Here is a 26,973-nt window from a genome sequence, read left to right on the forward strand (position 1 = left end):
AATTATTTTTCTTCAGGAATTGAAGGAGTGTCCTCAGTTTTTTCCTCAATAGTATCTAAAACTGAATTTGTAGGGGTTAATTCCGCTCTTGAAATAATTGTAAGCGCCAGACTACACACAATAAACAAAGTTGCAATCACAGCAGTTGCTTTGGTCATGAAGCCACCAGCAGATCTTGAAAGCATGAAGTTTTCTTGAGAAACACCAATACCAAGAGCCCCACCTTCAGATTTCTGCAAAAGTATTAATGACACTAAAATTAATGCAAGAATGATGTTAATGACTAACAATATATTTTCCATGCGGACTAATTAAAGGTTTTTTTGATTATATCAATAAATTTTTTTGGGCTTTGAGAGGCTCCACCAATTAAAAAACCGTCTATAACGTTAATATCTTTTAATTGAGCAATGTTATTGTTGTTAACTGAACCACCATACAAAATTTTTAGAGATTTTTTACTAAATCTATTTTTAATAAACGAGACAGATTTTAGTAAATCTTCAGATGCAGGTATCAATCCTGTTCCAATTGACCAGACAGGCTCATACGCTAAAATTATATTAGATTTGTTTTTAATAGATTTTAGACCGTTGTTAATTTGTTTTGCTAATACTTGATTGGTTTTCTTGTTTTTTCTTTCTTTATAAGTTTCACCAATACAAAATATAATTTTTAAACCAGCTTTAATTGCACTTTTAATTTTTAAGTTGATTAACTGATCAGTTTCACCAGATTGTCTATTTTCTGAATGCCCCAATATTATATATTTAGCCCCAACATTTTTTAACATTTTTGCATTTACGTTACCTGTGAAAGCGCCAAAGTTTTCACTTTCATGACAATTCTGTGCACCAACCTCTAACTTGGTTTTTTTTAATCTTTTTGACAATGGTCTGATAAGTGTATTTGGAGGGCAATAAACTATTTTAAATTTATTTTTCTTATTAGTATTTGAAAATTTTATAACACTATCAAGGGAATTTAATGTTCTTAAATCACCAAACATTTTCCAATTAGCTACAAAATACATATATTTATTTGTCATTATTGAATTTTTAATCTATAGATTTGTTTTTTGCAGATCAATATATTTATAGCTTAATGATAAAAAATTTGAAAAATTTTGGTGGAAAAAAATTGGGTGGTGTAATCCTAATTGCAGTAATTGTAATAGCGTTTGGATTTGGAGGTTTTGGTGGTGGATTTAGCACCAACAACCAGAATAATATTGCAAAAATAAACAAGACCAATGTAACCACACAAGATTTTATGGACTATCTAAATGGTAGTAACATTTCACAACAAGCAATTAGGGAAAACCTTGATCAAAATATAATTGAAGAATTATTGTCAGGACTGATTTCAACTACTTTAATTGATTTAGAGGTTGAAGATTTTGATCTTTCAATAACAGAATTGACTGTTTTAAAAAAAATAAAAGAAAATAAAAATTTTCAAGATGAAAACGATGTATTTCAAAGAATTAAATATGAAAAATTTCTTCTTTCAAACAATATGTCGGCTCCAATGTTTGAACTTCAGTTAAAAAATCGTGAACTTCAAAAACATTTATTTGATCTAATTGGAGCTGGAACAATAACGCCAGATTTTTTAATTAAAAAAAAATTTGAGGAACAAAATAAAACTCTAGATATTGAATATTTATCAATGTCTAAGCAATATAGAGAAAAAGATAGCTACACTAGTGAAGAAATTAAGAAATTTGTTGAGGAAAATAAAGATCAATTAAAAAGTGAATATATTGATTTTAAATATGCAGTTTTAAATCCTAAAAATTTAATTGGATTAGAAGAGTTTAATCAGGATTTTTTTGACGAAATAGATAAAATTGAAAACAAAATTTCTCAAGGAGATACGTTCGAAACAATACTCGAAAATATTAAAGCAGATGTAATAGAAATTAGCAAATACACAACTTCTTCCACTAAAAAGATTAATGAAGACAGAATTTATTCTAAAAGATCTTCAAATTTAGATATTATTGAAAATGGAGATAATTTTTTATTATTTTCAATAGTTGACAAATATGATCTTGGGCCTGACTTAGGAGATCTCACTACAAAAGATGAAATAACTGAATTAGTTTTTCAAAAAGGTAAATTTGACCTTAATAGAAATATTTTAGAAAAAATACAAAAAAAAGAATTTGATAATAATGAATTTAATAAAATGTCAGCTAATAGTCTTGAGTATGTGTCGCTTAATTCAATTAATGATGACAATACTTTTGAAACGAATTCAGTTAAAATGCTATACAGTCTTCCAGTTGGTTCTTTTACACTTGTAAATGATAAAGATAATAAAATTTATTTGGTAAAAATAGTTAATGCAAAAGATAATTCTTATAATGCAGCTGATGAAAATTATTTAAAATTTGTCCAAGAACTAAACACGGACAATAGAAAAAGTATTCTTCAATCATATGATCAATTACTTAATAATAAATATAAAGTTCAACTAAATCAGAAAACTATTGATAGAGTTAAAAATTATTTCAAATGATAATTAATCGAAACTTCAAAGATTTTAAGTTTCGACACAGAAGCAAAAAAAATCAAATAATATATACTTCAAAAAAAGTAAAAAATGACAACAATGTTTTAAATCTAATTGATAATTTCCTCACAGAAAAGAATAGCTTTATATTTGAGTCAGTTGAAAAAGGGAAGATCAAGGGTAGATATACTATTTTTGGCAAAAATCCTGACAAAATTTGGGAATTTAATAATGATAATTCATTCTTAATTAAAAACAAAAAAAAGATTAAATTAAAAGAAAAACCTGATCAATTAATTGAAAAAATTATTGAAGATTTTAAATTTGAAACCCCAAAAAAACTGCCTAAAATTTGCTCTTTAATATCAGGTTATTTTTCATATGACTCAATTCGATATATTGAGAAAATTCCAAACAAATGTAAAAATGATCTTAATTTACCAGATGTTAGGCTTTTGAGACCTAGAACTCTAGTTATTTACGATAATTTAAAAAAAGAAATTTTTTATATAATTAATATTTTTGGTGATGAAAAAATTAAAAACTATGCAAAAAAATATGAAGAAATTAAAACAGAATTATCTAAAATATTAATTCAATCTTCTTTAAAAATTTCAAATTATCTAACTAAAAAAACAATTAAAGACATTAAAGTTAAATCTAATACTCCCAAAAACAAATTTATTAAAATGGTGCATAAAGCTAAAGATTATATCAAACGAGGTGATATTTTTCAGGTGGTTTTAAGTCAACGATTTGAAGCAAAATTAACAAAAAAACCCTTAGATATTTACAAAAAACTTAGAATTACAAATCCATCCCCTTTTATGTTTTTCTTTAATTTTAATGATTTCCAAATCATTGGAGCCAGCCCAGAAATACTAGTTAGGTTGAGAGATAATAAGATTACAGTCAGGCCAATAGCAGGTACAAGACCTAGGGGCAAAACGATCAAAGAAGATCTTTTTTATGAAAAAGATTTGCTTAAAGATAAAAAAGAACTTTCTGAACATTTAATGCTTTTAGATCTTGGTAGAAATGATGCTGGAAAAGTTTCTAAAATTAATTCAGTCAAAGTTACTGAAAGCTTCATTATAGAAAGATATTCTCATGTAATGCACATAGTTTCTAATGTAGTTGGTGAATACAATAAAAAATTTTCAAAATTTAAATCTATGCTTGCGGGATTTCCTGCTGGAACTGTATCTGGAGCACCAAAAATTAGAGCAATGGAGATTATTGATGAATTAGAGACAACAAAAAGAAAAGTTTATGCAGGAAGTATTGGATATTTTTCAGCTAATGGAGAATTTGATACTTGCATAGCTTTAAGAACTGCTGTTGCTAAAAACAAAAAATTCTATGTACAAGCAGGTGCTGGAATTGTTGCAGACAGTAAACCAATTAATGAATATGAGGAAACAGTTAATAAAGCTAAAGCTTTAATTAATGCTTTAAGATAATGAAAATATTATTAATAGATAATTATGATAGTTTTACATTTAATCTTTATCATTATCTTTCTTCGTTAAAAACTAAAGTTGACGTTATAAGAAACGACCAAATTACATCTAAAGAAATTATTAAAAAAAAATATGATAAAATTGTAATTTCACCGGGACCTGGTAACCCTAACCAATCTGGAAATTGTTTGAATATTTTAAAGACACTTCATAAAGATCTACCTTTTCTTGGCGTATGTCTAGGCCATCAAATAATAGGTCAAGTTTTTGGTTCAAAAATTGTTCAAGCAAAGAAATTAATGCATGGAAAAACAAGTAAAATCAAATCAAAAAGAATTGGAATTTTAAAAAATCTTCCAAAAGCCTTTGAAGCAACTAGATATCATAGTTTAATTATTGATAAGAAATCTTTATCTGCAGACTTAGAAATTACTGCAGAAACTAGTGATGGTCTAATTATGGGTGTTCAACACAAAAAGTATAATATTCACGGTGTGCAATTCCATCCCGAAAGTATAAAGACTGTATTAGGAATTAAAATATTAAAAAATTTTATAAATCATTAATCTAGTGCAGCAATTTTTAGAAAAACTTAGAAAAAAACAAAACTTAACTTTTGAGGATAGTAAATTAGCTTTTGAATTGTTGATGACAGGAAAAGCAAGTGAAGATCAGATCTATGATTTTTTAACATTACTATCAGCAAAAGGTGAGGTTTCAGATGAAATTGCTGGTGGTGTTTATGTTTTAAGAGATAAATCTAAAAGAGTAAATGTTGATAATTGTGTTGATACTTGCGGTACTGGAGGAGATGGTATGAATACACTGAATATATCAACTGCTTCTGCCCTACTTTTAGCAAGTTTGGGTACAAAAGTAGCAAAACATGGAAATAAGGCTGTCTCATCAAAATGTGGATCTGGGGATGTGCTTGAAGCATTAAATATTAAGATTGATCTTGAACCATCTAATGTAGAGAAAGAAATTAACAATAATAATTTTGGATTTATGTTTGCTCCAAATTATCATAGTGCAATGAAATTTGTTGGTCCTATTAGAAAAAAAATAGGTAAAAGAACAATCTTCAATATGATTGGACCCTTAAGTAATCCAGCTTTAGTTAAGAGGCAGGTTGTGGGTGTTTTTGATAAAAAGTTATTAAAAATATTTGCTGAAGCTTTTAAAAATTTAAATATTAAATTTGCATGGATTGTTAATAGTGAAGATGGATTAGATGAAATATCACCTTATGAAAAAACAAATGTAATTCAATTAAAAGATGGTCAAATAACTGAATTTACAATTGATCCAAAAATATTAAATGTTAATGCTGAAAGATTTGAAAATCTTGTAGGTGATGATGCAAAATATAATGCAAATAAAATGATAGAAATATTTAAAGGTAAAGATAATGATTTTTCAAAAGCAGTTTGTTTAAATGCTGCAGCTGGTTTGATTGTTAGTGAAAAATTTAAAGAATTTTTTGACGCCTATAACTTCGCTAGAGAATTTATACTATCAGGTAAAGCCTTTTCACATTTAAAAAAAATACAAAATGTCTGAAAATATTCTTGAAAAAATAATAAAAAGAAAAATTGAAAGAATAGATATTTTAAAAAAATCTATAAATCTAAATTCTTTAAATGAAATTATTAATAAAAATATGTCTTTTATTGATTTTAAAAAAAAGATTCAAAATAATTTAAATAGAAATAAGAGTTCAATCATTGCAGAGATTAAAAAAGCAAGTCCTTCTGCTGGTGTTATTATTGATGATTATAATCCCGTTGAAATTGCTAAAATATACAATGATAATAATGTAACTTGTTTGTCTGTTCTTACAGAAGAAGATTTTTTCTTAGGTAACTTAATTCATGTTAGCAAAATAAAAAATAAGATTAAATTACCAATTTTATGTAAAGATTTTTTTATTGATAAATTTCAAGTTCCTTTAGCTAAAAGTTATGGCGCTGATGCAATCTTAATTATTTTAGCTGGAGTATCAGATGATTTAGCTAATGAATTATACGAAGAAGCTTTAAAGTTTAATATGTCAGTTATTGTCGAAGTTCATACTGTTGAAGAAGCAAAAAAAGCTTTGATCTTTAAGGAAGCTTTAATTGGAATTAATAATAGAAACTTAAAAACTCTAAAAACTGATATAAATACAACCTATGATATTCATAATGTGTTAATTGACCACAAGGGACCGCTAATTTCAGAGAGTGGAATTAAGACTAAAGATGAGCTCTTAGATCTAAAAAATAAAACATCTATAAATACTTTTTTAATTGGTGAATCGCTTTTGAAAAATTTAGAAAAAAATTCAATTTTTTCAGTTTTATAGACAGATAAACCGCAATTTTACTAGTTTTTTTTACTATTGTTAAAATAGAAGAACTTTTATAGAACATTATTTGTACGATATTTGTTCTTATGCTTACAAAAAAACAAAAAAACCTACTTTTATTTATCAACAAGAAGTTGAGAAGCTCTGGTGTTTCTCCTTCTTATGAAGAAATGAAGCAATCTCTAAATTTAAAATCTAAATCTGGAATTCATAGATTGATTAGTGCTTTAGAGGAAAGAGGGTTTATTAAGAGATTGGCTCATAAAGCGAGAGCATTAGAAGTAATAAAATTACCAGAAACAGCCTCTGCAAATGATATTTACAATAGCTTTTCACCAAGCGTAATTAAAGGTGGTTTGGATGAGGTAAACATTAATTCTGACGAAATGGAAGTTCCAGTACTTGGAAAAATAGCTGCGGGTACCCCTGTTGAAGCAATTCAAAATGAAGTATCAAGAATTCCTTTACCTAGTAACTTAGAAAAGAATGGTGACTATTTTGGATTAAAAGTTCAAGGAGACTCAATGATTGAAGCTGGCATCAACGAAGGTGATACAGTGATCATTAGAAGAACAGATAGCGCAGACAATGGTAAAATAGTTGTAGCTTTGATAGATGAAGATGAGGCCATGCTGAAAAGAATTCGAAAAAAAGGTAAGGTTGTTGCTCTTGAAAGTGCTAATAAAAACTACGAAACTAAGATTTTTGGTCCAGACAGAGTAAAAGTCCAAGGTGTACTGGTATCTTTATATAGAAACTTCTAAAAAAATAGTCTAAATAACACGAATGTCTAATGTTGCAACACGTTTTGCACCCTCACCTACTGGAGCGCTTCATATTGGTGGAGTAAGAACTGCTCTGTTTAATTGGCTTTATTCAAAAAATCAAAAAGGAACATTTCATCTTAGAATTGAGGATACAGATAAAGAAAGATCTAAAGATGAACATAAAGTTCAAATCATTAAGTCTTTAAAGTGGATTGGTATAGAACATGATGGTGAAGAATATATACAATCAACTAAAATTAAAGATCATATAGATATTGCTAACGAATTACTAAAAAATGGTAATGCCTATAAGTGCTATTGTTCTAATGAAGAAATTGAAGATCAAAAAAAGAGAGCTAGACAAAAAAAACTTCCTTATATCTATAATAGAAAATGGAGAGACATTTCAGAAGAAGAAGCTCCAAAAGATATAAAGCCTGTAATAAGATTTAAAAGTAAAATTGAAGGATCAACTGTACTAAAAGATTTGGTACAAGGCGATGTTGAAATCGATAATAACACAATTGAAGATTTTATAATTTTAAGAAATGATGGAACACCAACATACAATTTATCTGCAACTGTAGATGATCATCAAATGAACATGACTCATATCATTAGAGGAGATGATCATAAGATAAATACATTCAAACAAATGCAAATTTATTTAGCTATGAAATGGAAGTTACCACAGTTTGCACACATACCTCTTATTCACACAATAAACGGTAAAAAATTATCAAAAAGAGATAATGCTTCGACATTAGATGACTATTCAAAAATAGGTATAATGCCCGATGCATTAAGGAATTACTTACTTAGATTGGGTTGGTCTTTTGAAGACAAGGAAATATTCACCCTAGATGAAAGTATTAAGCATTTTAATTTGGAGGGTATAGGTAAATCTCCATCAAAACTAGATATGAGCAGAATTTTATCAATGAATGAACATTATATAAAAAACATAGACGAAAATGAACTCTACAAACATCTAGTAGAGTATTGTGGAATTTATAAAGAGAAAATAAACTCTGAAAAAGAAATAAAAATTAAACCATCATTATCATTTCTTAAAAATAAAGCCAAAACACTGGAAGATATTTACAATAACGCAAAATATATAATATTTGATGAAGTAAAATTTGGAGATGAAGATTTAAAGCTAATAGATGAAAAAGCAAAAAAAATAATAGCAGAATTTAAAAGTAAAATTACACCGATAAGCAATTTAAATAAGGAAATTCTTGAACCTATAATTAATGAGTTAATTAAAAAATACGAAACAAATTTTAAAGGAGTTGGTCAACCGATTAGAATTGCTTTAACGGGATCAAAATTTGGACCAGGTTTATACGATATAATAATTTCTTTGGGAAAAGATGAGGTTGAAAAAAGATTAAGTAATAAGATAATTGTTTAAAATTTTTGCTGCCTCATTCGAAGAAGATGTTTTGGATTTAATTCCTTCTAAAGTTTTACTACAAACATCCAATTGTTTTCTAATTAATTCAGGATTTTTTAAAAAATAAATAACCGTTTTATATATTTCTTCAGCATTACATTCTTTTTGTAATAATTCAGGAATTACTTCTTTATCATTAATGATATTAATAATATTTGCAAATTTAACATTAACCAGCATTTTAAAAATCATAAAATTAATAAAACTAAGTTTGTAGATAATTATTGATGGTATGTTAGAGTTTGAAATTTGAAGTGAAACAGTGCCTGATTTAGAAACAGCAAATATTGAATTAGATAAAATTTGTAATTTAATATTTTCATCAGAGATAACATCAATATTAGACAAATCAGTTTTTTTAATATGATTTATGATAAATTCTTTATTTTCATCTGTAGCATGAAAAACATAAGAATAAGTATTATCTTTTTTATTCATCAAATTAATAAAATCGAGTAAAATTGGTAATAGCACATTGGTTTCTGATTTTCGACTGCCAGGAAAAATTGATATGATTTTTTTATCTTTAGATATTAGTTCATTTAAGGTTGTCTTAACACTTTCATCTTTTTCGATTAATGGATGACCTACAAATGTATTTTTAATATTCTCTTCATCAAAGTATTTTTTTTCAAAGTTAAAAAGTAAAAGCATGTGGTCTATAAAATTTTTAATCTTTTTAACTCGACTTTTTCTCCAAACCCAAACTTGAGGAGCTACATAATGGATTGTCTTTATGTTACTATTAATCCTTTTAACTTTTTCAGCAACTCTTAATGTAAAATCAGGACTATCAACACTGAATAAGATATCAGGGTTAAATTTTATGATATCATCTACAGTTGTATTAATCTTTCTTCTTATTTTAAAAATATTAAGCAATACACTTGTGAACCCAAGATAAGTAATGTCTTTAAGATCAAAGATAGATTGTATTCCCAATTTTTTAATATGTGTTCCTCCAACTGACAAATATTCAATATTAAGATTGTGCGTTTTGAGTTTTGAAATAACTTTTGATGCTAATTTATCACCAGAAGGTTCACCTGTTAAAACAAAAATTTTTTTCATATGACATTAATGAATATCTTATTTTTATTAGCAAAAGTTATACATTTAGACTTATCTAAAAATATATTCTTTTTAGATTTTAAAACTATTCCTTTTAGACCGTATTTTTTACAATCTCTTAAAGTATTAAGACCAATAGTTGGTAAATCCATTCTTAAATCTTGTTTTTTCTTAGGTAATTTAATCAAAATTCCTCTAGATTTTTTTTTCAATTTTGACAACATTTTCTTTGTTCCATGTCGATCTTCTGAAGCTAAAATAGTATTTTCTTTAACAATAACAGCTTGAACATGATCTAAACTATTTAATTTATTAAAATATACAATCCCCTTTTGAATTGAACTTATATCATCTAAATTTGGTTTTGATTTGGTGTAATTTCCAGTTTTTACAGCTAGTTCAGGGTTAAAAAAAATGGAACTGATGACTTTTATATTCTCATTGTCTAAAATTTTTATTATAGCTTTTATAATTGCAGCGTCACCTAATTTTGCAGCCTTAATAACACTTGGCATATAATAAAAACCTTTTAAGTCCAATCTTAATGAAGCAAATTTTGGTTTTGCAATCTTTCCTGCAAACAAAACTTTTTTTGATTTTTTTTCTTTAATTAAATTTATTATTTCTCCAAATCTTCCAATACTTATTCGGTGAGAATTATTATCTTTATTAAATTTATTATTTTTTGAAAAATCAATAATAAAATACTTTATATTCAATTTTTTTATTTTCTTTAAAACGATTTCTGAAAAATCAGTATCTCCTAAAAACAATCCAATCATCTTATTTTGAAAATGGGGTACAAATAGGTCTTTTTTTATCTTTCTCTAAAAAGTTAACTACTTCTAATACAAGTTCATTTTTCTTATAATCTTCACTTAAATTAGATAAATTTTGAGTTAAGTTTTCATTTTTAAATATTTCTTTATAAGCGTCATTTAAAGTCAATATTTCTTTATTTGGAATATTTTTTCTTCTAAGGCCAATTAGATTTAGACCTTGTAATACACTTCTATTACCATGTGCAATTCCATATGGGATTATGTCTCTCACAACACCGCACATACCACCAATCATTGCAAATCTACCCACTCTAGTAAATTGTTGCACTGCAGAATTGCCACCAATAATTACGTTATCTTCAATTTCAGCATGTCCGCCTAATGGAACATTATTTGCTAAAATAACATTATTGCCGACTATACAATCATGAGCAATGTGAGAAGAGACCATAAATAAACAGTTATTACCAATCTTTGTTAGTTCACCACCTCCTTTTGTGCCAGGATTAATGGTAACATACTCTCTAATCTTATTATTGTCTCCAATTTCAAGCCTTGTTTCTTCGCCAGCAAATTTTAAATCTTGTGGATCGTTTCCAATAGATGAAAAGGGATATATTTTATTATTTTTGCCAATTCTAGTATTACCAATAATACTTACATGAGATTGTATTTCTGAATTTTCATCAATTTCAACATTAGGACCAACTATTGAAAAAGCTCCTATTTTTACATTAGATGAAATTTTTGCTTTAGGATCTATAATTGCTGTTTTATGTATCATCTATTTTCTCTCAAAAAATCTCTGATATTTTTTGCGGGATAACCCATCACCTTTGTATTATCAGGAATATCTTTTATAACCCCTGATCCACCGGCTATTTCAACATTATTGCCAATTTTTAAATGTCCTGAAATGCCTGCTTGACCACCAATTTTAACATTATTGCCAATTATTGAGCTGCCGGCAATTCCTACTTGACCAGCAATGATTGCATTTTCTCCAATTCTGACATTGTGAGCGATATGAATTTGGTTATCTAAATATGTGTTTTTTCCTATAGTCGTATTTGACATTGACCCTCTATCTATAGTTGAACTACAACCAATTTCACAATTATCTTCAATTATAACAATTCCCATGTGGGGATATCTTAAATTTTTATTATGAGTTGGAAAAAAACCAAATCCATGTTTACCTATAATGCAGTTATCTAAAATTTTAACATTGTTTTTAATTAAACTATTTCTAACTATAGTGTTTGAACCAATTGTACAATTGTCTCCAATAGAAACATTTTTTTCAATAATGGTGTTATGACCAATTAAACAATTAGAACCTATTGATACGTTTTGACCAATTAATACATTTCTACCATATTTAACTTTACCATTTAATTTAGTATTTGTAATTTCCTTAACTGTAGTATCAAAATCATCATTTATAGAGTCTGGATAAAATTTAGCAGTAATAATAGAAGTAGAAACCAAAACATTATCAACAATTATTGGTATACAACTTTTAGGTAATTCATTTTGTAAATTCTCATTTGTTATGCAAAAAGAAGCTTTTGTATTATTGGCAGCTAATTTATATTTTTTTGAATGAAAAAAAGTAATTTCATTTGCTTTTGAATTTTGCAAATCTTTAATATCAATAACTTTTAAATTGTTATTACTCTCTTTGATTTTAAGATTTAATTTAATTAGTATTTCACTAAATTTGAAAGGGCCATGATTTTTAAAAAATGGATTAACCATGATTGCTTTTAACAAAGCAAAATGAAATAAGTTATCAATATTTATTGCTGTTTATTTCTTGTCTACAATTGTAGCAGACCAAATAGCATCTGCCATTTTCTTATCATCAACAAAAGCCTCGCCTTTGTATTTCCAAACTCTACCATGAGATCTTATGGCCTCAATTTTAAGTAAAAGTTTACAATCTGGTACAACAGGATTTCGAAATCGTGCTTTTTCAACACCCATTAAAAAAACAAGTTTATTTTCATATGTAGCTTTATCTATTCCATTAGCTGTAAGAGCAGCAGCTGTTTGACCAAAAGCTTCAACAATAAGTACACCTGGCATAACTGGTTGTCCAGGAAAATGACCCTGAACAAAAAAACTATCTTTTTTTACATTAACTACTCCAGTTGCTGATGTTAATTTTTTAATATCATAAAGTTCATCGATTAATAACATAGGATCTCTATGTGGTAGTAAATTTTCAATTTCTTTTTTATTTAAGTTTTTCATTTATTTGATCTCAATACTTTTAATTTGATTGTCAATTAATTCAATTAAATTTTCAGTTATGTCATAGTCTTTACTTGCTATAAAAACATTTTTTTTATCCATTAGCATGTAAATTGAATTATCAGCCATATATTTTTCTATTATAGGGTTTATTTTATTTAAAAAATTTAAAATATTTCTATTTCTTTTTTTTTTAATGCTTCAATTTCATTAAATTTATCTTTTTCATATTTTTGAAATCTGTTTTGAAGCAATCTAAATTCTTTTTTTAATTCATCTTGAGAAATCAGGTTTTTTTTAGCTAAAATTTTTTTTTCTTCATTATTAAAATTTTCATCTTCAATCTTGAATTTATTAATCTTTAATTCTTCTTCTTTTTTAAAGGCAATTAAAAGTGATTTACCCACTGATGTATTAGATAAAATATAATCAATATTTATGTAGGAAACTTTATCTTTTGCATTTACAAAATTAATTGAAAATGAAAAAAAAATTATCACAAAAAAAATTTTTTTATTAACAAACATCAGAAACTTGTTCCTAAGTTAAACCTGAATGTCTCAGTTTTATCACTTTGTTCTTTTGTTAAAGGAAGGGCTAATGAAAAATTTATAGGCCCTATAGGACTAGACCAATCTAAACCAACACCAACTGATGACCTTATACCATCACCCTTAATTGAAGAATTATAATCAACTCCCCATAATTCTGCTACATCTGCAAAAAAAAGGATGTCTACATTTTGAGAATCTTCAAATAATTGAGGAATGTTAGAGGCAAAGTTAATAGAATAAGCATAATTTCCACCAATAAAATCATCTCCATCTTTAGGACCCACTCTTCCAGCTTGAAACCCTCTTAGTCTACTAGATGGAATTGATATTCTTTCTGATAATTTAATATCTTTGTTGTTTATAGAATTTGCTGATTGTAAATATAATGATATCGATGAAAAATTTTTTTCAAAGAAATCAAAATAATAAGAATAGTTATAATAATTCTTGATTGTATTTGTGTCACTAATAATTGGCAAATCTAATGAATAGAATGATTTAAACCCTGAGCTTGTTTGAAATTTTTGATTACGTTTATCATAATTCATTTTAAGTTTGATAAAAGAGTCCCAATAATTACCCTCTTGTGCTTGTTGTCGAGCTGATGCCGTACTATTTGTCTCTATTTTTTCATAAAAATTTGAATTACTTAAACCTAAATAGAAATCATTTAAATACTCAAAATTAGTACCAATGCTGAATCCAGTCTTATTAGTTTTATATCCAAATGTTTCGTAATTGTCATTCTCTAAAGCCTCAGCAGATATAAAAACAGATTTATCAGTATTTTTAAAATTAGGATTTGTAACAGAAAACTTTCCCTTAAACTCTTCAGCAGATATCAAAAAATTGGTATCTAAACCTATCCCCCTACCTAAAAAATTGTTTTCTTTAACACCAAAACCAATTGATGAACCAGATGTACCAGCACCTGCTGTTGCAAAAATTTCACCAGTAGGTTTTTCTTCAATAAATAAATCAATAGATTTTGTTTTATTGCCTTCATTAATTTGAATTTTAGACTCAACATTTTTGAAAAAATTCAAACTTTTGATATTATTAACTGATTTATTTAAAAGAATTTCACTAAAAGGATCACCTTCATCAAGGACTAGTTGATTTCGAATTACATTTTCTGCGGTAACAGTATTTCCAAAAATATTTATTCTATTAACATAAAAATTTTCTCCTTCTTCAACAATAAACTCTAAATCTATGATGTTTTCATTAATATTTTCTAAAACGTTAGCTTTTATAAATTTATACTGTTCAAAAGTTGTTATTAGGTCAATTTCATCAAGTATTTTATCTATTGTATTTATAGAATAAGGCTTACCACTTATTTCATTAAACAGTTTATTTATAGAATTGAAGTTTTTTTCATCAAAGTCTGGAGGTAAATTAAGGCTTAAATTACCAAAGAAAACTTTAGGTCCAGAATCTATATTAAAAATCAATTCAAAAGTATTTTCATCAATTAATTTTGCAAATGAAGAGTTAATTACAGCGTTATAATATCCGTTATTTTTATAAAAATTCTTTAAAAGTCTCTCATCTAATAAAACAGTATTTTGATTTAAGTATTTTCTACCAGAAATAAATTTCCAAAATTTATATTCTGTACTTGTTATAATTCTACTTAGTTTTTTATCTTTAAAAATTTTGTCTCCTATAAAAGAAATTTTATTTATTTTTGATTTTTTTCCTAATTTTATATTATAGGTAATATTCACTAAGTTATTATTTGATTTTTCAATAAAAATATCTGCTTTAGAATTATAATAACCCAAATTCATTAAAATATTTTTAATCTTTAACTTATCTTTTTTTATAGCATTTTCGTTAAAAGATGATCTTGATTTAATAAATGTTTGATTTTTGATTATTTCTAGAATTCTTTTACTTTTTATTCCTTTATAATAAATATTTTCAATAATCGGATTTTCAACAACACTTATAAACAAAGTATCATCTTCAAAATTAACACTTATGTCTTCAAAAAAATCAGTTTTATAGAGTTCTTTTAAAATATTATTTAAACTAGAAGCGTTTATTTCATCGTTAATATCTATAGAAATAAATAATTTTATAGTTTCATCTGAGATCCTATCATTTCCTATTATTTCAATTTTATTTAGAGTGTTAGAAAATGCATAATTTGAGAAAAAAATTACAATCAAACAAAAAGACTTAAATAAAATAGCAATAGATTTCATGATATTTAGTTAATTATTTTATTAATTTTTGTTCTAACTAGTTTGTTTAAATTAATAATTGATTTAACATTACCTGGTTTTTGTTTGATTAAATTTATAAAATTTTTCATATTTATCAATTTTTGAAGATGTGTATTTATATCAGTAAAATTCAGCTTTTTTAATAAAAAAAGATTTACCAATTCATCGTTAGCAAGAACAATGATTGTTTCTAATAAAGATTCATTGTTTTGCAACCTTTTTAACATTTTAATTGAAGGAAATTTACCTGTGTCAACTTTTTTTAAATTAAGAAAGTTTAATTTTTTGATATTTAATTGATCAGTTTTAATAATCTTATTCTTATTTTCGTGCAATGAATTAAATATTGGAATTTTCATATTTGTGTCATGCGCTACAATCTTAATCATACCATCCTTAAATTTTATTATTGCATGAACGTATGAGGTGGGATGAACCAATATATCTAGTTGATCGTAATTTAAATTAAATATTTTTTTTGCTTCCATAATTTCAAAAACTTTATTCATCATTGTTGCAGAATCTACAGATATCTTTTTTCCCATTTTCCAGTTTGGATGTTTTATAACCTCAGAAATTTTAATATTTCTAAATCTTTCTTTGGGTATATTGTTCAATGGTCCACCAGAGGCAGTAAGATATATTTTGTCAATATTTTGAATTTTATTACCTTGAAGCGCATAAAAAATTGAAAAATGTTCTGAGTCAATTGGAATAAATGTAGTTTTAAATCTTTTAAGATTTTTTTTAATAAGATGCCATCCACAAATAATTGCTTCTTTATTTGCAATTGCAATTTTTTTTGTATGTTTAATAATTTGAATTGTAGGTTCTAGTCCGTGAATTCCAGTTATTGAACTCATAGTATAATCAACTTTTTTTTTAAATATATCGTTAAATGAATTATAATTATTGAAAACTTTAATTTTACCAAGTTTTTTTTTTTTAATTTTTCAAATGATTTTTTATCTGTTATAATCAAATTCTTTGCATTTAGATTTTTTGCTTGGTCAAATAATTCATTATAATTTTTATTTGCTGTAAGCAAAAGGATATCAAACTTACTTTTGTCTTTTTTTACAATCTCAATTAAAGTTTTGCCAATTGAGCCTGTTGATCCAAGTATGGCTATTTTTTTTTTCATTTAAAACAATTTTAGTAAAAAATAAGAAAATGGCACAGCAAAAATAATTCCGTCTACTCTATCAAGGATCCCACCATGGCCAGGTAATATTTTACCAGTATCTTTAATTTTAGCTTTTCTTTTTAAAAATGAGATAAATAAATCACCTAGTTGACTGATTAATGAAATTAACAAGCAAAATATTATGTTATTTGTGTTAATTTCTAAATTTAAATAATTAAATTCAGAAATTATCATTAAGGGAATAATTGAAAATATAAAAGAACCTGTGGTACCTGATATTGTCTTATTAGGACTTATTTTTGATAATTTTTTACCTCCTATAATCTTTCCAATTATGTATCCACCAATATCTGTAAAAAAACATATGCTAATCACATAGAGAAAAAAAGTAGGGCCTTCTAATTGATGAATTTTGTAGGACAAAATACAAAAAACAAAAAAAACGTAGCAAAAAGTTATTAAATTCAAGATTAAAAATTTTGAATTAAACTTTTTTTTAGATAATTTTTTTTTTAAATATTGAGGCATTACCAGTTTTGAAAATATGTTATTAGCTTCAACACAAATAATTGAAGCGAGTATAAAAATTGATAAGATAAAAATATTTTGATGACTATAATTAGCAAAAAGTAACAAAGATAATAAAATAATTGAAGTGATTAATCTTTTTAAAAAATTTTGTGACATCAAATATTACCAAAATTTCTTTTTATTTTTCTAAATTTTCCAATTACCTTAACATAATCTTTCTTATCAAAGTCAGGCCATAATTTTTTTTCAAAAAAAATTTCTGTATAAGCTAATTGCCAGAGGAGAAAATTACTTAACCTTTTTGTATTTCCCGTTCTAATCAATATTTCAGGATCTGGTGTATTATTGGTTTGAAGGTACTTAGACAAGTTTATTTCATTAATTTTTTCATTATTTTTATTCATTTTTTTAATTGCATTAATAATTTCTAATTTTGAACCATAGTTTAAGGCAAGGTTGATTTGAAGCGTTGTATTTTTTAATGTTTTTTTTTCAGAAAAATTTAAAAGTTTATTCAATTTTTTTGAGAAGTTTTTAACTCCAATAATGTTAAGTTTTATATTTTGCTTGTGAAGATCTTCAATCTTATTTGTAAGGAAATTTTCAAGTAAACTAAATAAATAATTTATTTCTTTTTTTGGTCTATTCCAATTTTCTGTAGAAAAGGCGTATAGAGTAAGATAATTAATTTTTTGTTTTATAGTTTCTTTAATTATCTTTTCTACTGTATCTAATCCTGCCCTATGGCCTTCATTTCTAGAGTTCTTATATTTTAAACCCCACCTCCCGTTGCCGTCCATTATAATAGCCACGTGATTAAGTGGGTTCATCTTATATGGTCATTATTTCTTTTTCTTTTAAAGAAACCTTTTCATCAACAATTTTAATATGTTCATCTGTAATTGTTTGAACATTTTTTTCTGATGATTTTTCTTCATCTTCACCAATTTCTTTAGACTTTAAGAGTTTTTTTAATTCTTCATTTGCTTCTCTTCTAATATTTCTTATAGAAACTTTGCATTTTTCACCAATAGATTTAATTAATTTTTTTATTTCTGTTCTTCGCTCTTCATTAAGTTCTGGCACAGGAAGCCTAATTAATTGACCGTCTATTTGTGGATTTAAACCTAGGTCAGACTTTTTAATTGCTGCATCTATTAATGGCACATTGCTAGCATCCCAAACTTGAATATTTATCATTCTAGGTTCTGGTGTAGTTATGCTTCCAACTTGGTTTATAGGCATTTGTTGACCATAAACATCAACTTTAACTAAATCTAACATCGCAGCATTTGCTCTGCCTGTTCTTAAGGAAGATAGTTCTTTTGAGAATACCTCAATGGCTTTATCCATTTTGACATTGTATGACTTTTCGTCAAACATTTATTCTCCAATCTTTATTCTATAAAACTCTTTTATTTTTAAATCAGCAATTGAAAGTTCTTTTACTATATCTTGCACTTTCTTTTTAGGTTCCATAACCCATGCTTGAGATAGAAGAGAATTTTCTTCTTTAAACTTATTCATCTTACCTAAGCTAATTTTTTTTGCAATATCCTCTGGTTTTCCTGAATTTTTTAATTCTTCAGTTACAAGTTCTTGTTCTTTATCAATAACTGATTGATCAATTTGGTCAGTTGTAAGTGCTAATGGGTTAGAAGCAGCAATATGCATTGATAATTGTTTACCAAAATTTTTAACTGTATCTGAATTATCACTTGTTTCTAATGAAACAATCACTGCCAACTTTGAAATATTATCTTTCACAACTGTATGTAAATAATGATTATTTACAGTTCCAGCGTTCTCTATTGTTTTTGCCTTACCAATTGTAATTTTTTCACCAATTTTAGCAATTAAAGATACCACATTATTTTCTACAGTTTCACCATTTTGCATTTTAGAACTTTTAAGAGCATCTAAATTAGAGTTTTTTTCGTTATTTAAATCACTAAGTTCTTTAACAAAATTTGTAAAATCCTCATTTTTAGCAACAAAGTCTGTTTCACAATTAACCTCGATAACTGATGTTTTGATATCGTTACCACTCACAGCAACAACTCCTTCTTTAGCATCTCTAGACATTTTTTTTGAGGCTTTTGAAATTCCTTTTACTCGTAAAATTTCTATTGCTTTATCAATATCACCACCCGACTCTTTTATTGCAAGGTTGCAATCTTTAAATCCAGCACCAGTTGCTTCTCTTAATTTCTTAACATTTTCAATATCACTCATATTAATTTAAAGTCTCCTTTTTATCTTTAGAAAATTTTTGTTCTAGTTTTTCTCTGTCAATTTCTTGAACTGTTTTCCCTTGAGTTGTTTCTTTAGTTTCCTGAGAAGTTTCCTTTTTAGGTTCAGGAGCTGGAATTGAACTCTTAGCATTATTAATAGTTTCCTTAATTAAATTGCAATAAAGATCTATAGATCTACGAGCATCGTCATTTCCTGGTATTGGATAATCAATATTGTCTGGATTAGAATTACTATCAAGAATAGCAATTATAGGTATTCCTAATTTAACCGACTCTGCAATCGCTAGTGACTCATAATTTGTATCGATTATAAAAACCAAATCAGGAGTTTTTTTCATTTCAGCTATGCCACCCAATGATCTTTCAAGCTTATCTTTTTTGACATTCATTTTAAGAAGCTCTTTTTTCGTGAAACCTCTATTTTCAGCAACCAAATCAGCTTCATATTTTTTCATTTTTTTAATTGAACCAGATATAGTTCCCCAGTTAGTAAGCATACCACCAAGCCACCTGTAATTTACAAAGTACTGGTCTGTTTCTTTGGCAACTTCAGCGATAGCTTCTGATGCTTGTTTTTTTGTTGAAACAAATAAAATTTTGCCATTATTCGCAATTGTTGAATAAATTTTCTCTAAAGCTACTTTAGTTAGCTCTAATGTTTGGGTTAAATCCATTATATGGATTGAGTCTCTTTTTCCAAAAATGTATTTTTTCATCTTTGGATTCCATCTTAAAGTTTTGTGACCAAGATGTACGCCTGCTTCTAATAATTGTTGTATTGTTATGTTAGGTATTTTCATATTTATTCCCGGTTAAGCCACCACAGTAATTTCCAACTAAGGACCGGAGGTATAAAACCAACAACTGTGTGCGTGTTAATTTAAATTAGGGACTATTTACTAATAATTGATGAAATTAACAAGTTTTATTTAGCTTATAGAGCTAGATATTTTCCTTTTTCTCAAAAGATTTAAGGATTTTCGATCAAGATTCCTTGTGTTTTTGAGTTTAAATTTCAAGATTTTGTCATCAACACAAATATTAATATTTACCTCTGTTTTACCATCTTCTATCAGAATTGTTGAAATTGTCTTAAGATTTTCTTCGGAATTAACTTCTAATGACACTTCGTTAATTGGACTATTAAACAGATCCATCATAGATCCTATTTTTTGGACATTAATTCTTTTAAATCTATTTTCATCATTTGATATACTTTTAATTAAAGTTAGTAGTAAAGAATTACCTTCTTTTAAAATTTCACGATTTAATTCTAAAATATCAGAAAAAATAAATATTTCAAAAACGCTAGTTAAATCAGTTAATTTTAAAACAGCATAGGAATTACCTTTGGCAGTTTTTCTTTCTTGAACTTTTAATAAAGTGGCAGCAATATTTACATCTTTAATTTCATCACTAGAATTAAAATTTGAATAATCGATGATTTTATAATCATCAAAAATTTCTGTAAATTGATTTAAAGGATGATCTGAAATAAAAAAACCAACTGCCTCAAATTCTTTAGACAATCTTTCTTCAAACTTCCAATCTTCTATTTCGTTAATAATATTATTTTGTGATGTTTCATCCTCAGAAAATAAATCTATTTGATTTGCTGATTTATTTTCAAATATATTTTTAGTCTTTAAAATAAAATTTGGTATAGAGTCAAAAAGCGATTGTCGGTTGTTATTAATATTATCGAAAGCACCAGCTTTAACTAAACCCTCTAACTGTAATTTATTCATATCTTTAGGGTTAACTCTGTTTAAAAAGTCATTTATAGATTGAAATTTACCATTTTCAGTTCTTTCCTTAACAACATTTGATATAGCTTCAAATCCTACAGCTTTGATGCCTCCTAAAGCGTAATAAAATTTATCATCAATTGTTTTAAAATCTGCAAAACATTCATTAATATCAGGTCTTGTAATTTCAATATTTAATCTTTTTAATTCTTCATAAAATTCACTTAATTTATTTTGATTAGAAATATCCATTGTCATTGATGCAGCAATAAACTCTTTAGGATAATAAGTTTTTAAGAAAGCTGTTTGATAAGAAATAATTGCATAAGCAGCAGCATGACTTTTATTAAAACCATACTCAGCAAAAGGTTCTATCTTTAAAAAAATTCCTGCCGCAACATCTTTTGCTATTCCATTTTTCAATGCACCAGCAATAAAACCTTGTTTTTGTTTTTCTAATTCTGATCTTTTCTTTTTTCCCATTGCTCTTCTAAGAAGATCGGCTTGACCTGCTGTAAATCCAGATAATGTTTGGGCAATTTGCATTACTTGTTCTTGGTATATAATAACACCATAAGTTGGTTTTAAAATATCCTCTAATAAAGGGTGTAAGTAATCTGGAGTTTGTCTTCCATGCTTACAATCATTATAAGTAGGAATATTGCTCATAGGACCAGGCCTATAAAGAGCAACTAGGGCAATAATATCCTCTATATGATTGGGCTTCATTTGAATTAAAGCCTCTCTCATTCCAGCACTCTCAACTTGAAATAAACCAACAGTATTACCGCTAGACAATAGATCAAAAACTTTTTGATCCTCGTAACTAATATTTTCTATGTCGAAATCTTTATCAATTTTTTTTACTAATTTTTGAGTGTTATTAATAACTGTTAATGTTTTTAATCCTAAAAAATCAAATTTTACTAAACCAGCATTTTCAGCGGAATACATATCGAATTGCGTAGACGGTAATAATAAATTAGCTGAAACATCTTTATATAATGGAACTATTTCTGAAAGTTTTTTATCTGCAATAACAACACCAGCGGCATGTGTTGCAACATTACGGTTTAATCCCTCAAGTTTTAATGAAAGATCTGTTAATTTTTTTACCCTAGGGTCTTCATTTACAAGTTTTTGTAACCTTGGTTCACCAGCAATACACTGTGATAAACTTTGAGGTCTAGATGGATCGAAAGGTATCATTTTCGATATACTATCAACAAAACCGTAAGGCAAACCTAAAACTCTACCTACGTCTCTAATTACCATTCTTGCTTTTAACTTACCAAAAGTAATAATGTGAGCAACACTATCTTGATATTTTTTTGTCAAATATTCAAAAACTAAATCTCTTTTTTCCTCACAAAAATCTATGTCAAAGTCAGGCATAGAAATACGATCAGGATTTAAAAATCTTTCAAAAATTAAATTAAATTTGATAGGATCAACATCTGTAATTGAAAGACACCAAGCTACCAATGACCCAGCACCTGAACCTCTGCCTGGTCCTACAGGAATATCATTATTTTTAGCCCATTTAATATAATCTGATACAATAAGAAAATAACTAGAATATTTCATTTCAATTATAATTGACAACTCATGTTCTAATCTATCTTTATAATCTAAGTATTTTTTATTAGTCTCAAGGTCATTAGCTTTAATTCTAAAATTTTTATCGAATTTTACTCTTAGTCCATGTAAAGAATCTTTTTTTAAAACATCATCTGCATTTCCTCCTTTATCAGAACTAATATTTGGTAAAATTGGATTTGAAAATAGAGGCCTAAAATTGCATCTTAGTGGAAAATTATAGTTATTTTCTAATGCTTCTGGTAAATCTGCAAATAATTCTGTCATTTCAGAATTGTTTTTAAAATAGTGTTGATTACTTAATTTTATTCTTGATTTTTCATTAACATAAGTTTTGTTTCCAATACATATCAATGCATCATGTGCTTCATGCATATCTTTATCTAAATAAAAAACTTCATTTGTTGCGATTATTGGGATTTCTAATTTTAAAGATTTAGTTAAGTTAAATTTTTCAAAACCTGGTTCATTCTGGTCATTATGTCTTTGTATTTCTATATAAAAACGATCACCAAAGTTTAATTTTAGTTTTTTATATAATTCAAGGATTTCACTGAATTTTCCTTTATTAAATAGTTCGCCAAATAATCCAAAAACAGTACCTGAAAAAATAGCAACACCAATGTTGTCATCTAACAATTCGTTAAAATCAACATGTGGATCAGATAGCTCATCATTTTCAAGAAATGAGTTTGAAGATAGCTTGATTATTCTTTTATAACCCTCTTCATTTAGAGCAAATAATGGTAATAAACCAACATTGTCACCATATTTAAAATTAATTTGCGTGCCAATTATTGGTTGTGTTCCAACTTTTGAAATTTTTTCAGCAAATTCTAATGCTCCACATAAATTTGATGTATCACAAAGAGCTAACGATTTAATTTTATTTGATTTTGAGAAATCTTGTAAATTATCTATTTTTACAGCTCCCTCACAAATTGAATATTGCGAATGCATTTTTAGATGGTTAAAATTTTGACTAGAAGACTCAGGCATTAATAGTTTTTACACTACCATCTACAATCTCCAAAAGGCAATCTGCTTTATTGGCAAAAAATCTATTGTGAGTTGCAAATATAATAAGTCTATTGGGTTTTTTTTGGTTTTTTAAAAGTTGGAATATTTCTTTTGCAGTATTTAAATCTAAACTTCCAGTAGGTTCATCTGCAAGAATTATTTCAGGGTCATTAATAATTGCCCTTGCAATAGCTACACGTTGACACTCTCCACCAGATAGTTGAGATGGAAAATGATTTAACCTATTTGATAAACCTATTTTTCTCAACAAATCTTTTGCTTTTACCAAAGCAGAGTCTTTATCATTATTTATAGATAAGTTTGCTAAGTAAACATTTTCTATTGCCGTAAAATCAGGAAGCAAATTATTTTGTTGATAAACAATGCCAATATTTTTGGCTCTAAAAATATCATTTTTTTTATTATTTGTGAAATTAACTAAGTCATCATTAAACTTAATAGATCCTAGAGTAGGTCTATCTATTAAAGATATTAAATTAAGTAATGTTGATTTTCCTGATCCAGATGGACCCATTAATGCATACATTTTCCCTCTATCAAAATTGTATGACAGATTATTTAAAACTTTTATTTTCTTTTTAGTATTAAAATATTTAGAAATATTTTTTAATTTTAAAAAATTATTCATATTTTAATGCTTGAATTGGATCTAAATTAGCGGCTTTAAATGCTGGAAATATCGAAACAATAATTGTTATCAATATTGAGCAAATTGCTATCAATAGGATTGATGAGGGATTAATTTCTGATGGCATAGTACTTAAAAAATATATTTCTTCAGGAAATAGACTGATATTAAAAGTTGAACTTAAAAATTGTCTAAAATTTTCTATATATAACGAGAATGTTACACCTAAAAAAATTCCAAAAATTGTTGCTGAGGTGCCAATTATTAAACCAATCAAAAAAAATATTTTAACAATTGATTTATTTAAGACACCAATTGATTTTAAAATTGCAATATCTCTTGTTTTATTCTTAACTAAAATTGTTAATCCAGAGATAATATTGAATGCAGCAACAATAATTATTAAAGACAATATTATAAACATTACATTTCTTTCTACCTTTAATGCTGAGAATAAAGAGCTATTCATATCTGCCCATGTATAAATAAATTCTTGATCAAAAATTTTTTGAACTATTTGTTTTTGTGACTCTATATTTTTGGGATCTTTTAAATAAATTTCTAAGTTTCTATCATTTTTTTCAAACCCAAAAAAATCATCTAAAGTATCTAAATTAATAATAGCTATATTGTTATCAAAATCTGCTAATCCACTATTAAAAATTGAAGTTATTTCAAAAGTTTTTTGTTTGGGCATACTTCCAATGATGGTTTCAACTCCTGATGGCGACATAAGAGTAATTTTATCTCCTATTTTAAGATCCAAACTAAAACTTAATTCATTCCCTATAGATATAGAGGCTTCATTTAATCTAGATTTATCACCTTTAAATTTTTCATTTTTAATTATCGTTAAATTAGAAAATTCTTTAGATTGATAACCTCTTAAAACTATTCCTTTTGAAGTATTATTTTTTAAGATAATGGCTTCACCTGAGTTACTGAAAATTAGATTTTTAGTGATAAATTTTAAATTATTATTATTTAATTTGTTATGATCAATTCCATTATTATCATAAGATTTTACTGTTATATGTGAATTAAATCCTACTATTTTATTTATTAACTCTGTCCTAAATCCATTCATAACAGACATAACAATTATAAGGACCGCAACACCAAGACTAATTCCTATGAAGGAAAAAATAGATATAACATTTAAAAAGCCATCTTTTTTTCTAGCTTTTAAAAATCTAAAAGTAATTTCTTTTTCTAACGTAGAAATCAATTTGAAACTTTTTGTTTTGTTATAATTTCAATTATTTTTTCTAAATTTAAATTTTGAGTTTCACCACCAGTTTCTTTAAATTCCAGAAGATCGCCCTCAGATTTTTTTCCAATAACAATTTGATATGGAGCTCCAATTAAATTCATCTTTTTAATTTTTGATGAATAGTTTTCATCAGTATCGTCAATAATTGCGTCAATATTATTTTTTATTAGTTCAGAATTTATATTATTAGCTTTTTCAAGAGCAGAGTTATCATTTTTATTTATCATAGGAATAAGCGCAATATCATAAGGTGCAACAGACAATGGCCATTTCATGATTTCATTTTTATCGTCGTATTTAGCCTCTATAATAGCCCCTACCAGTCTTGATACACCAATTCCATAAGAGCCCATCTTAACAAAATCTTTTTTACCACCTGGAAGGTCAACAGCAGCACTCATTGCTTTTGAATATTTGTCACCAAAATAAAATATATGGCCTACCTCTATCCCTTTTGTTATCAATCTATTTTCTTCTGAAACAATCTTTTCGAATTCTTCTTTATTGAATTTTTCATCCGTAACTGAATAAAACTGTTCATATTTTTTACGCATTTGTTCCAAGGAAGATTTTTCTAAATTAGTACCTTCGCTAGTTAAGTCAAAAATTCTTTTATCAGTAAAAATTTTACTTTCACCTGTGTCAGCTAAAATTATAAACTCATGTGATAAATTTCCTCCTATAGGACCAGTGTCAGCAGCCATAGGTATAGCTGTTAATGATAATCTTTTAAAAGTTCTCAAATAAGATAAGAAAAATTTATTATAAGAGTAAAATGCATCTTCATCTGTAACATCAAATGAATATGCATCTTTCATATAAAATTCCCTACCTCTCATAATTCCAAATCGAGGTCTAATCTCATCTCTAAATTTCCATTGTATGTGATACAGAAGCTGAGGTAATGATTTATATGATTTAAGTGAAGATCTAAAAATCTCAGTTACTTGCTCTTCGTTAGTTGGTCCGTAAAGCATTTCTCTATTCTGACGATCTGTAATTCTGAGCATTTCTTCTCCATAATCATCATATCTTCCACTTTCTTTCCAAATTTCGCTCGATTGAATTGTTGGCATTAAAATTTCTTGTGCACCAATCTTATTTTGTTCTTGCCTTACAATGGCTTCTATTTTCTTCATCACCTTAAACCCAAGTGGAAGCCAAGAGTAAATACCAGCTGAAGCTTGTTTAATCATTCCTACTCTCAACATTAATTGATGAGATTTTATTTTGGCTTCAGAAGGATTATTTTTTAATATTGGAATAAAAGATTTTGATAAAAGCAT

General features: G+C 26.7%; 28 protein-coding genes. 7 read left to right on the forward strand and 21 right to left on the reverse strand.

All coding sequences use genetic code 11. The annotated features are described in order from the left end of the window. Nucleotides 1-2: 2 nt before the first annotated feature. Together secG and tpiA are read right to left on the reverse strand one after the other, a co-directional pair. On the reverse strand, nt 3-302 hold the full coding sequence (gene secG, locus ACIJYA_RS03665; protein ID WP_435089230.1) for a preprotein translocase subunit SecG: 300 nt from the start codon (nt 300-302) through the stop codon (nt 3-5). A gap of 5 nt (nt 303-307) precedes the next feature. Then, nucleotides 308-1,048 carry a triose-phosphate isomerase gene (gene tpiA / locus ACIJYA_RS03670; RefSeq protein WP_435089231.1) on the reverse strand — a complete coding sequence of 247 codons (741 nt, stop codon included), beginning with the start codon at nt 1,046-1,048 and terminating at the stop codon, nt 308-310. A gap of 56 nt (nt 1,049-1,104) precedes the next feature. On the opposite strand from tpiA, the gene ACIJYA_RS03675 reads away from it, so the two are divergent. The 7 genes from ACIJYA_RS03675 (at nt 1,105) to gltX (ending at nt 8,520) form a co-directional block, all read left to right on the forward strand. After that, nucleotides 1,105-2,526, forward strand: a complete 1,422-nt coding sequence (locus ACIJYA_RS03675; protein WP_435089232.1) for a SurA N-terminal domain-containing protein — start codon at nt 1,105-1,107, stop codon at nt 2,524-2,526. Next, nucleotides 2,526-3,983 carry an anthranilate synthase component I gene (trpE, locus tag ACIJYA_RS03680; RefSeq protein WP_435089257.1) on the forward strand — a complete coding sequence of 486 codons (1,458 nt, stop codon included), beginning with the start codon at nt 2,526-2,528 and terminating at the stop codon, nt 3,981-3,983. The genes ACIJYA_RS03675 and trpE overlap by 1 nt, the downstream gene beginning before the upstream one ends. Beyond that, on the forward strand, nt 3,983-4,549 hold the full coding sequence (locus tag ACIJYA_RS03685; protein ID WP_435089233.1) for an anthranilate synthase component II: 567 nt from the start codon (nt 3,983-3,985) through the stop codon (nt 4,547-4,549). The genes trpE and ACIJYA_RS03685 overlap by 1 nt, the downstream gene beginning before the upstream one ends. Before the next feature lie 4 nt (nt 4,550-4,553). Further along, the gene (gene trpD / locus ACIJYA_RS03690) at nt 4,554-5,546 is read left to right on the forward strand and encodes an anthranilate phosphoribosyltransferase (protein ID WP_435089235.1); all 993 of its coding nucleotides are present in this window, start codon (nt 4,554-4,556) and stop codon (nt 5,544-5,546) included. Further along, entirely contained in the window at nt 5,539-6,330 is a 792-nt protein-coding gene (locus tag ACIJYA_RS03695) for an indole-3-glycerol phosphate synthase TrpC (protein WP_435087282.1), read from the forward strand. Before trpD ends, ACIJYA_RS03695 begins: the two co-directional genes overlap by 8 nt. A gap of 89 nt (nt 6,331-6,419) precedes the next feature. Continuing rightward, nucleotides 6,420-7,097 (forward strand): transcriptional repressor LexA, encoded by a 678-nt coding sequence (gene lexA / locus ACIJYA_RS03700; protein ID WP_435087283.1) that lies wholly within the window; start codon nt 6,420-6,422, stop codon nt 7,095-7,097. 22 nt (nt 7,098-7,119) lie between these two features. Beyond that, nucleotides 7,120-8,520, forward strand: a complete 1,401-nt coding sequence (gene gltX / locus ACIJYA_RS03705; RefSeq protein WP_435087284.1) for a glutamate--tRNA ligase — start codon at nt 7,120-7,122, stop codon at nt 8,518-8,520. Here gltX and lpxB read toward each other — a convergent pair. The 19 genes from lpxB to proS all read right to left on the reverse strand — a co-directional run bounded on the left by lpxB (nt 8,497) and on the right by proS (nt 26,973). Further along, nucleotides 8,497-9,633, reverse strand: coding sequence for a lipid-A-disaccharide synthase (lpxB, locus tag ACIJYA_RS03710; RefSeq protein ID WP_435087286.1), 1,137 nt, complete (start codon nt 9,631-9,633; stop codon nt 8,497-8,499). The two genes, gltX and lpxB, sit on opposite strands and share 24 nt — an antisense overlap. Continuing rightward, the gene (lpxI, locus tag ACIJYA_RS03715) at nt 9,630-10,415 is read right to left on the reverse strand and encodes a UDP-2,3-diacylglucosamine diphosphatase LpxI domain-containing protein (protein WP_435087288.1); all 786 of its coding nucleotides are present in this window, start codon (nt 10,413-10,415) and stop codon (nt 9,630-9,632) included. Before lpxI ends, lpxB begins: the two co-directional genes overlap by 4 nt. Before the next feature lies 1 nt (nt 10,416). Next, the gene (lpxA, locus tag ACIJYA_RS03720; RefSeq protein ID WP_435087290.1) at nt 10,417-11,199 is read right to left on the reverse strand and encodes an acyl-ACP--UDP-N-acetylglucosamine O-acyltransferase; all 783 of its coding nucleotides are present in this window, start codon (nt 11,197-11,199) and stop codon (nt 10,417-10,419) included. Further along, a complete protein-coding gene (gene lpxD / locus ACIJYA_RS03725; RefSeq protein ID WP_435087291.1) occupies nt 11,196-12,176 on the reverse strand; it encodes a UDP-3-O-(3-hydroxymyristoyl)glucosamine N-acyltransferase in 981 nt (326 codons plus the stop codon). The genes lpxA and lpxD overlap by 4 nt, the downstream gene beginning before the upstream one ends. 51 nt (nt 12,177-12,227) lie before the next feature. Further along, entirely contained in the window at nt 12,228-12,674 is a 447-nt protein-coding gene (gene fabZ, locus ACIJYA_RS03730) for a 3-hydroxyacyl-ACP dehydratase FabZ (protein ID WP_435087294.1), read from the reverse strand. Next, on the reverse strand, nt 12,675-12,803 hold the full coding sequence (locus tag ACIJYA_RS03735; protein WP_435087296.1) for a hypothetical protein: 129 nt from the start codon (nt 12,801-12,803) through the stop codon (nt 12,675-12,677). A gap of 38 nt (nt 12,804-12,841) precedes the next feature. Next, complete coding sequence (locus ACIJYA_RS03740) at nt 12,842-13,201, reverse strand: hypothetical protein (protein WP_435087298.1); 360 nt, start codon at nt 13,199-13,201, stop codon at nt 12,842-12,844. Beyond that, nucleotides 13,201-15,444 (reverse strand): outer membrane protein assembly factor BamA, encoded by a 2,244-nt coding sequence (gene bamA, locus ACIJYA_RS03745; RefSeq protein ID WP_435087299.1) that lies wholly within the window; start codon nt 15,442-15,444, stop codon nt 13,201-13,203. The genes ACIJYA_RS03740 and bamA overlap by 1 nt, the downstream gene beginning before the upstream one ends. Nucleotides 15,445-15,449: 5 nt before the next feature. Further along, on the reverse strand, nt 15,450-16,415 hold the full coding sequence (locus tag ACIJYA_RS03750) for a 1-deoxy-D-xylulose-5-phosphate reductoisomerase (RefSeq protein WP_435089259.1): 966 nt from the start codon (nt 16,413-16,415) through the stop codon (nt 15,450-15,452). Continuing rightward, nucleotides 16,325-16,609 (reverse strand): hypothetical protein, encoded by a 285-nt coding sequence (locus ACIJYA_RS03755; protein WP_435087301.1) that lies wholly within the window; start codon nt 16,607-16,609, stop codon nt 16,325-16,327. Before ACIJYA_RS03755 ends, ACIJYA_RS03750 begins: the two co-directional genes overlap by 91 nt. Beyond that, a complete protein-coding gene (locus ACIJYA_RS03760; protein ID WP_435087303.1) occupies nt 16,610-17,299 on the reverse strand; it encodes a phosphatidate cytidylyltransferase in 690 nt (229 codons plus the stop codon). Continuing rightward, on the reverse strand, nt 17,299-17,973 hold the full coding sequence (uppS, locus tag ACIJYA_RS03765; protein ID WP_435087305.1) for a polyprenyl diphosphate synthase: 675 nt from the start codon (nt 17,971-17,973) through the stop codon (nt 17,299-17,301). Before uppS ends, ACIJYA_RS03760 begins: the two co-directional genes overlap by 1 nt. Nucleotide 17,974: 1 nt before the next feature. Continuing rightward, nucleotides 17,975-18,526: a ribosome recycling factor gene (gene frr / locus ACIJYA_RS03770; RefSeq protein ID WP_435087307.1), complete on the reverse strand. Its 552-nt coding sequence runs from the start codon at nt 18,524-18,526 to the stop codon at nt 17,975-17,977. Further along, complete coding sequence (tsf, locus tag ACIJYA_RS03775) at nt 18,527-19,378, reverse strand: translation elongation factor Ts (protein WP_435087309.1); 852 nt, start codon at nt 19,376-19,378, stop codon at nt 18,527-18,529. Between the two features lies 1 nt (nt 19,379). Continuing rightward, on the reverse strand, nt 19,380-20,198 hold the full coding sequence (rpsB, locus tag ACIJYA_RS03780) for a 30S ribosomal protein S2 (RefSeq protein WP_435087311.1): 819 nt from the start codon (nt 20,196-20,198) through the stop codon (nt 19,380-19,382). Between the two features lie 129 nt (nt 20,199-20,327). After that, nucleotides 20,328-23,744: a DNA polymerase III subunit alpha gene (gene dnaE, locus ACIJYA_RS03785; RefSeq protein ID WP_435087312.1), complete on the reverse strand. Its 3,417-nt coding sequence runs from the start codon at nt 23,742-23,744 to the stop codon at nt 20,328-20,330. Further along, entirely contained in the window at nt 23,737-24,414 is a 678-nt protein-coding gene (locus ACIJYA_RS03790; RefSeq protein WP_435087314.1) for an ABC transporter ATP-binding protein, read from the reverse strand. The genes dnaE and ACIJYA_RS03790 overlap by 8 nt, the downstream gene beginning before the upstream one ends. Further along, nucleotides 24,407-25,642 (reverse strand): lipoprotein-releasing ABC transporter permease subunit, encoded by a 1,236-nt coding sequence (locus ACIJYA_RS03795; protein WP_435087315.1) that lies wholly within the window; start codon nt 25,640-25,642, stop codon nt 24,407-24,409. Before ACIJYA_RS03795 ends, ACIJYA_RS03790 begins: the two co-directional genes overlap by 8 nt. After that, nucleotides 25,639-26,973 (reverse strand): proline--tRNA ligase, encoded by a 1,335-nt coding sequence (gene proS / locus ACIJYA_RS03800; protein ID WP_435087317.1) that lies wholly within the window; start codon nt 26,971-26,973, stop codon nt 25,639-25,641. The genes ACIJYA_RS03795 and proS overlap by 4 nt, the downstream gene beginning before the upstream one ends.

The organism is Candidatus Pelagibacter bacterium nBUS_29 (assembly GCF_051200905.1).
GTDB lineage: Bacteria > Pseudomonadota > Alphaproteobacteria > Pelagibacterales > Pelagibacteraceae > Pelagibacter.

Excerpts from the sequence above, each read along its gene's own strand:
- secG (WP_435089230.1), bottom strand. The coding sequence starts at position 302 with ATGGAAAATATATTGTTAGTCATTAACATCATTCTTGCATTAATTTTA.
- tpiA (WP_435089231.1), bottom strand. The coding sequence starts at position 1,048 with ATGACAAATAAATATATGTATTTTGTAGCTAATTGGAAAATGTTTGGT.
- ACIJYA_RS03675 (WP_435089232.1), top strand. The coding sequence starts at position 1,105 with ATGATAAAAAATTTGAAAAATTTTGGTGGAAAAAAATTGGGTGGTGTA.
- ACIJYA_RS03685 (WP_435089233.1), top strand. The coding sequence starts at position 3,983 with ATGAAAATATTATTAATAGATAATTATGATAGTTTTACATTTAATCTT.
- ACIJYA_RS03695 (WP_435087282.1), top strand. The coding sequence starts at position 5,539 with ATGTCTGAAAATATTCTTGAAAAAATAATAAAAAGAAAAATTGAAAGA.
- lexA (WP_435087283.1), top strand. The coding sequence starts at position 6,420 with ATGCTTACAAAAAAACAAAAAAACCTACTTTTATTTATCAACAAGAAG.
- gltX (WP_435087284.1), top strand. The coding sequence starts at position 7,120 with ATGTCTAATGTTGCAACACGTTTTGCACCCTCACCTACTGGAGCGCTT.
- lpxB (WP_435087286.1), bottom strand. The coding sequence starts at position 9,633 with ATGAAAAAAATTTTTGTTTTAACAGGTGAACCTTCTGGTGATAAATTA.
- lpxI (WP_435087288.1), bottom strand. The coding sequence starts at position 10,415 with ATGATTGGATTGTTTTTAGGAGATACTGATTTTTCAGAAATCGTTTTA.
- lpxA (WP_435087290.1), bottom strand. The coding sequence starts at position 11,199 with ATGATACATAAAACAGCAATTATAGATCCTAAAGCAAAAATTTCATCT.
- lpxD (WP_435087291.1), bottom strand. The coding sequence starts at position 12,176 with ATGGTTAATCCATTTTTTAAAAATCATGGCCCTTTCAAATTTAGTGAA.
- fabZ (WP_435087294.1), bottom strand. The coding sequence starts at position 12,674 with ATGAAAAACTTAAATAAAAAAGAAATTGAAAATTTACTACCACATAGA.
- ACIJYA_RS03735 (WP_435087296.1), bottom strand. The coding sequence starts at position 12,803 with ATGGCTGATAATTCAATTTACATGCTAATGGATAAAAAAAATGTTTTT.
- ACIJYA_RS03740 (WP_435087298.1), bottom strand. The coding sequence starts at position 13,201 with ATGTTTGTTAATAAAAAAATTTTTTTTGTGATAATTTTTTTTTCATTT.
- bamA (WP_435087299.1), bottom strand. The coding sequence starts at position 15,444 with ATGAAATCTATTGCTATTTTATTTAAGTCTTTTTGTTTGATTGTAATT.
- ACIJYA_RS03755 (WP_435087301.1), bottom strand. The coding sequence starts at position 16,609 with ATGAAAAAAAAAATAGCCATACTTGGATCAACAGGCTCAATTGGCAAA.
- ACIJYA_RS03760 (WP_435087303.1), bottom strand. The coding sequence starts at position 17,299 with ATGTCACAAAATTTTTTAAAAAGATTAATCACTTCAATTATTTTATTA.
- uppS (WP_435087305.1), bottom strand. The coding sequence starts at position 17,973 with ATGAACCCACTTAATCACGTGGCTATTATAATGGACGGCAACGGGAGG.
- frr (WP_435087307.1), bottom strand. The coding sequence starts at position 18,526 with ATGTTTGACGAAAAGTCATACAATGTCAAAATGGATAAAGCCATTGAG.
- tsf (WP_435087309.1), bottom strand. The coding sequence starts at position 19,378 with ATGAGTGATATTGAAAATGTTAAGAAATTAAGAGAAGCAACTGGTGCT.
- rpsB (WP_435087311.1), bottom strand. The coding sequence starts at position 20,198 with ATGAAAATACCTAACATAACAATACAACAATTATTAGAAGCAGGCGTA.
- dnaE (WP_435087312.1), bottom strand. The coding sequence starts at position 23,744 with ATGCCTGAGTCTTCTAGTCAAAATTTTAACCATCTAAAAATGCATTCG.
- ACIJYA_RS03790 (WP_435087314.1), bottom strand. The coding sequence starts at position 24,414 with ATGAATAATTTTTTAAAATTAAAAAATATTTCTAAATATTTTAATACT.
- proS (WP_435087317.1), bottom strand. The coding sequence starts at position 26,973 with ATGCTTTTATCAAAATCTTTTATTCCAATATTAAAAAATAATCCTTCT.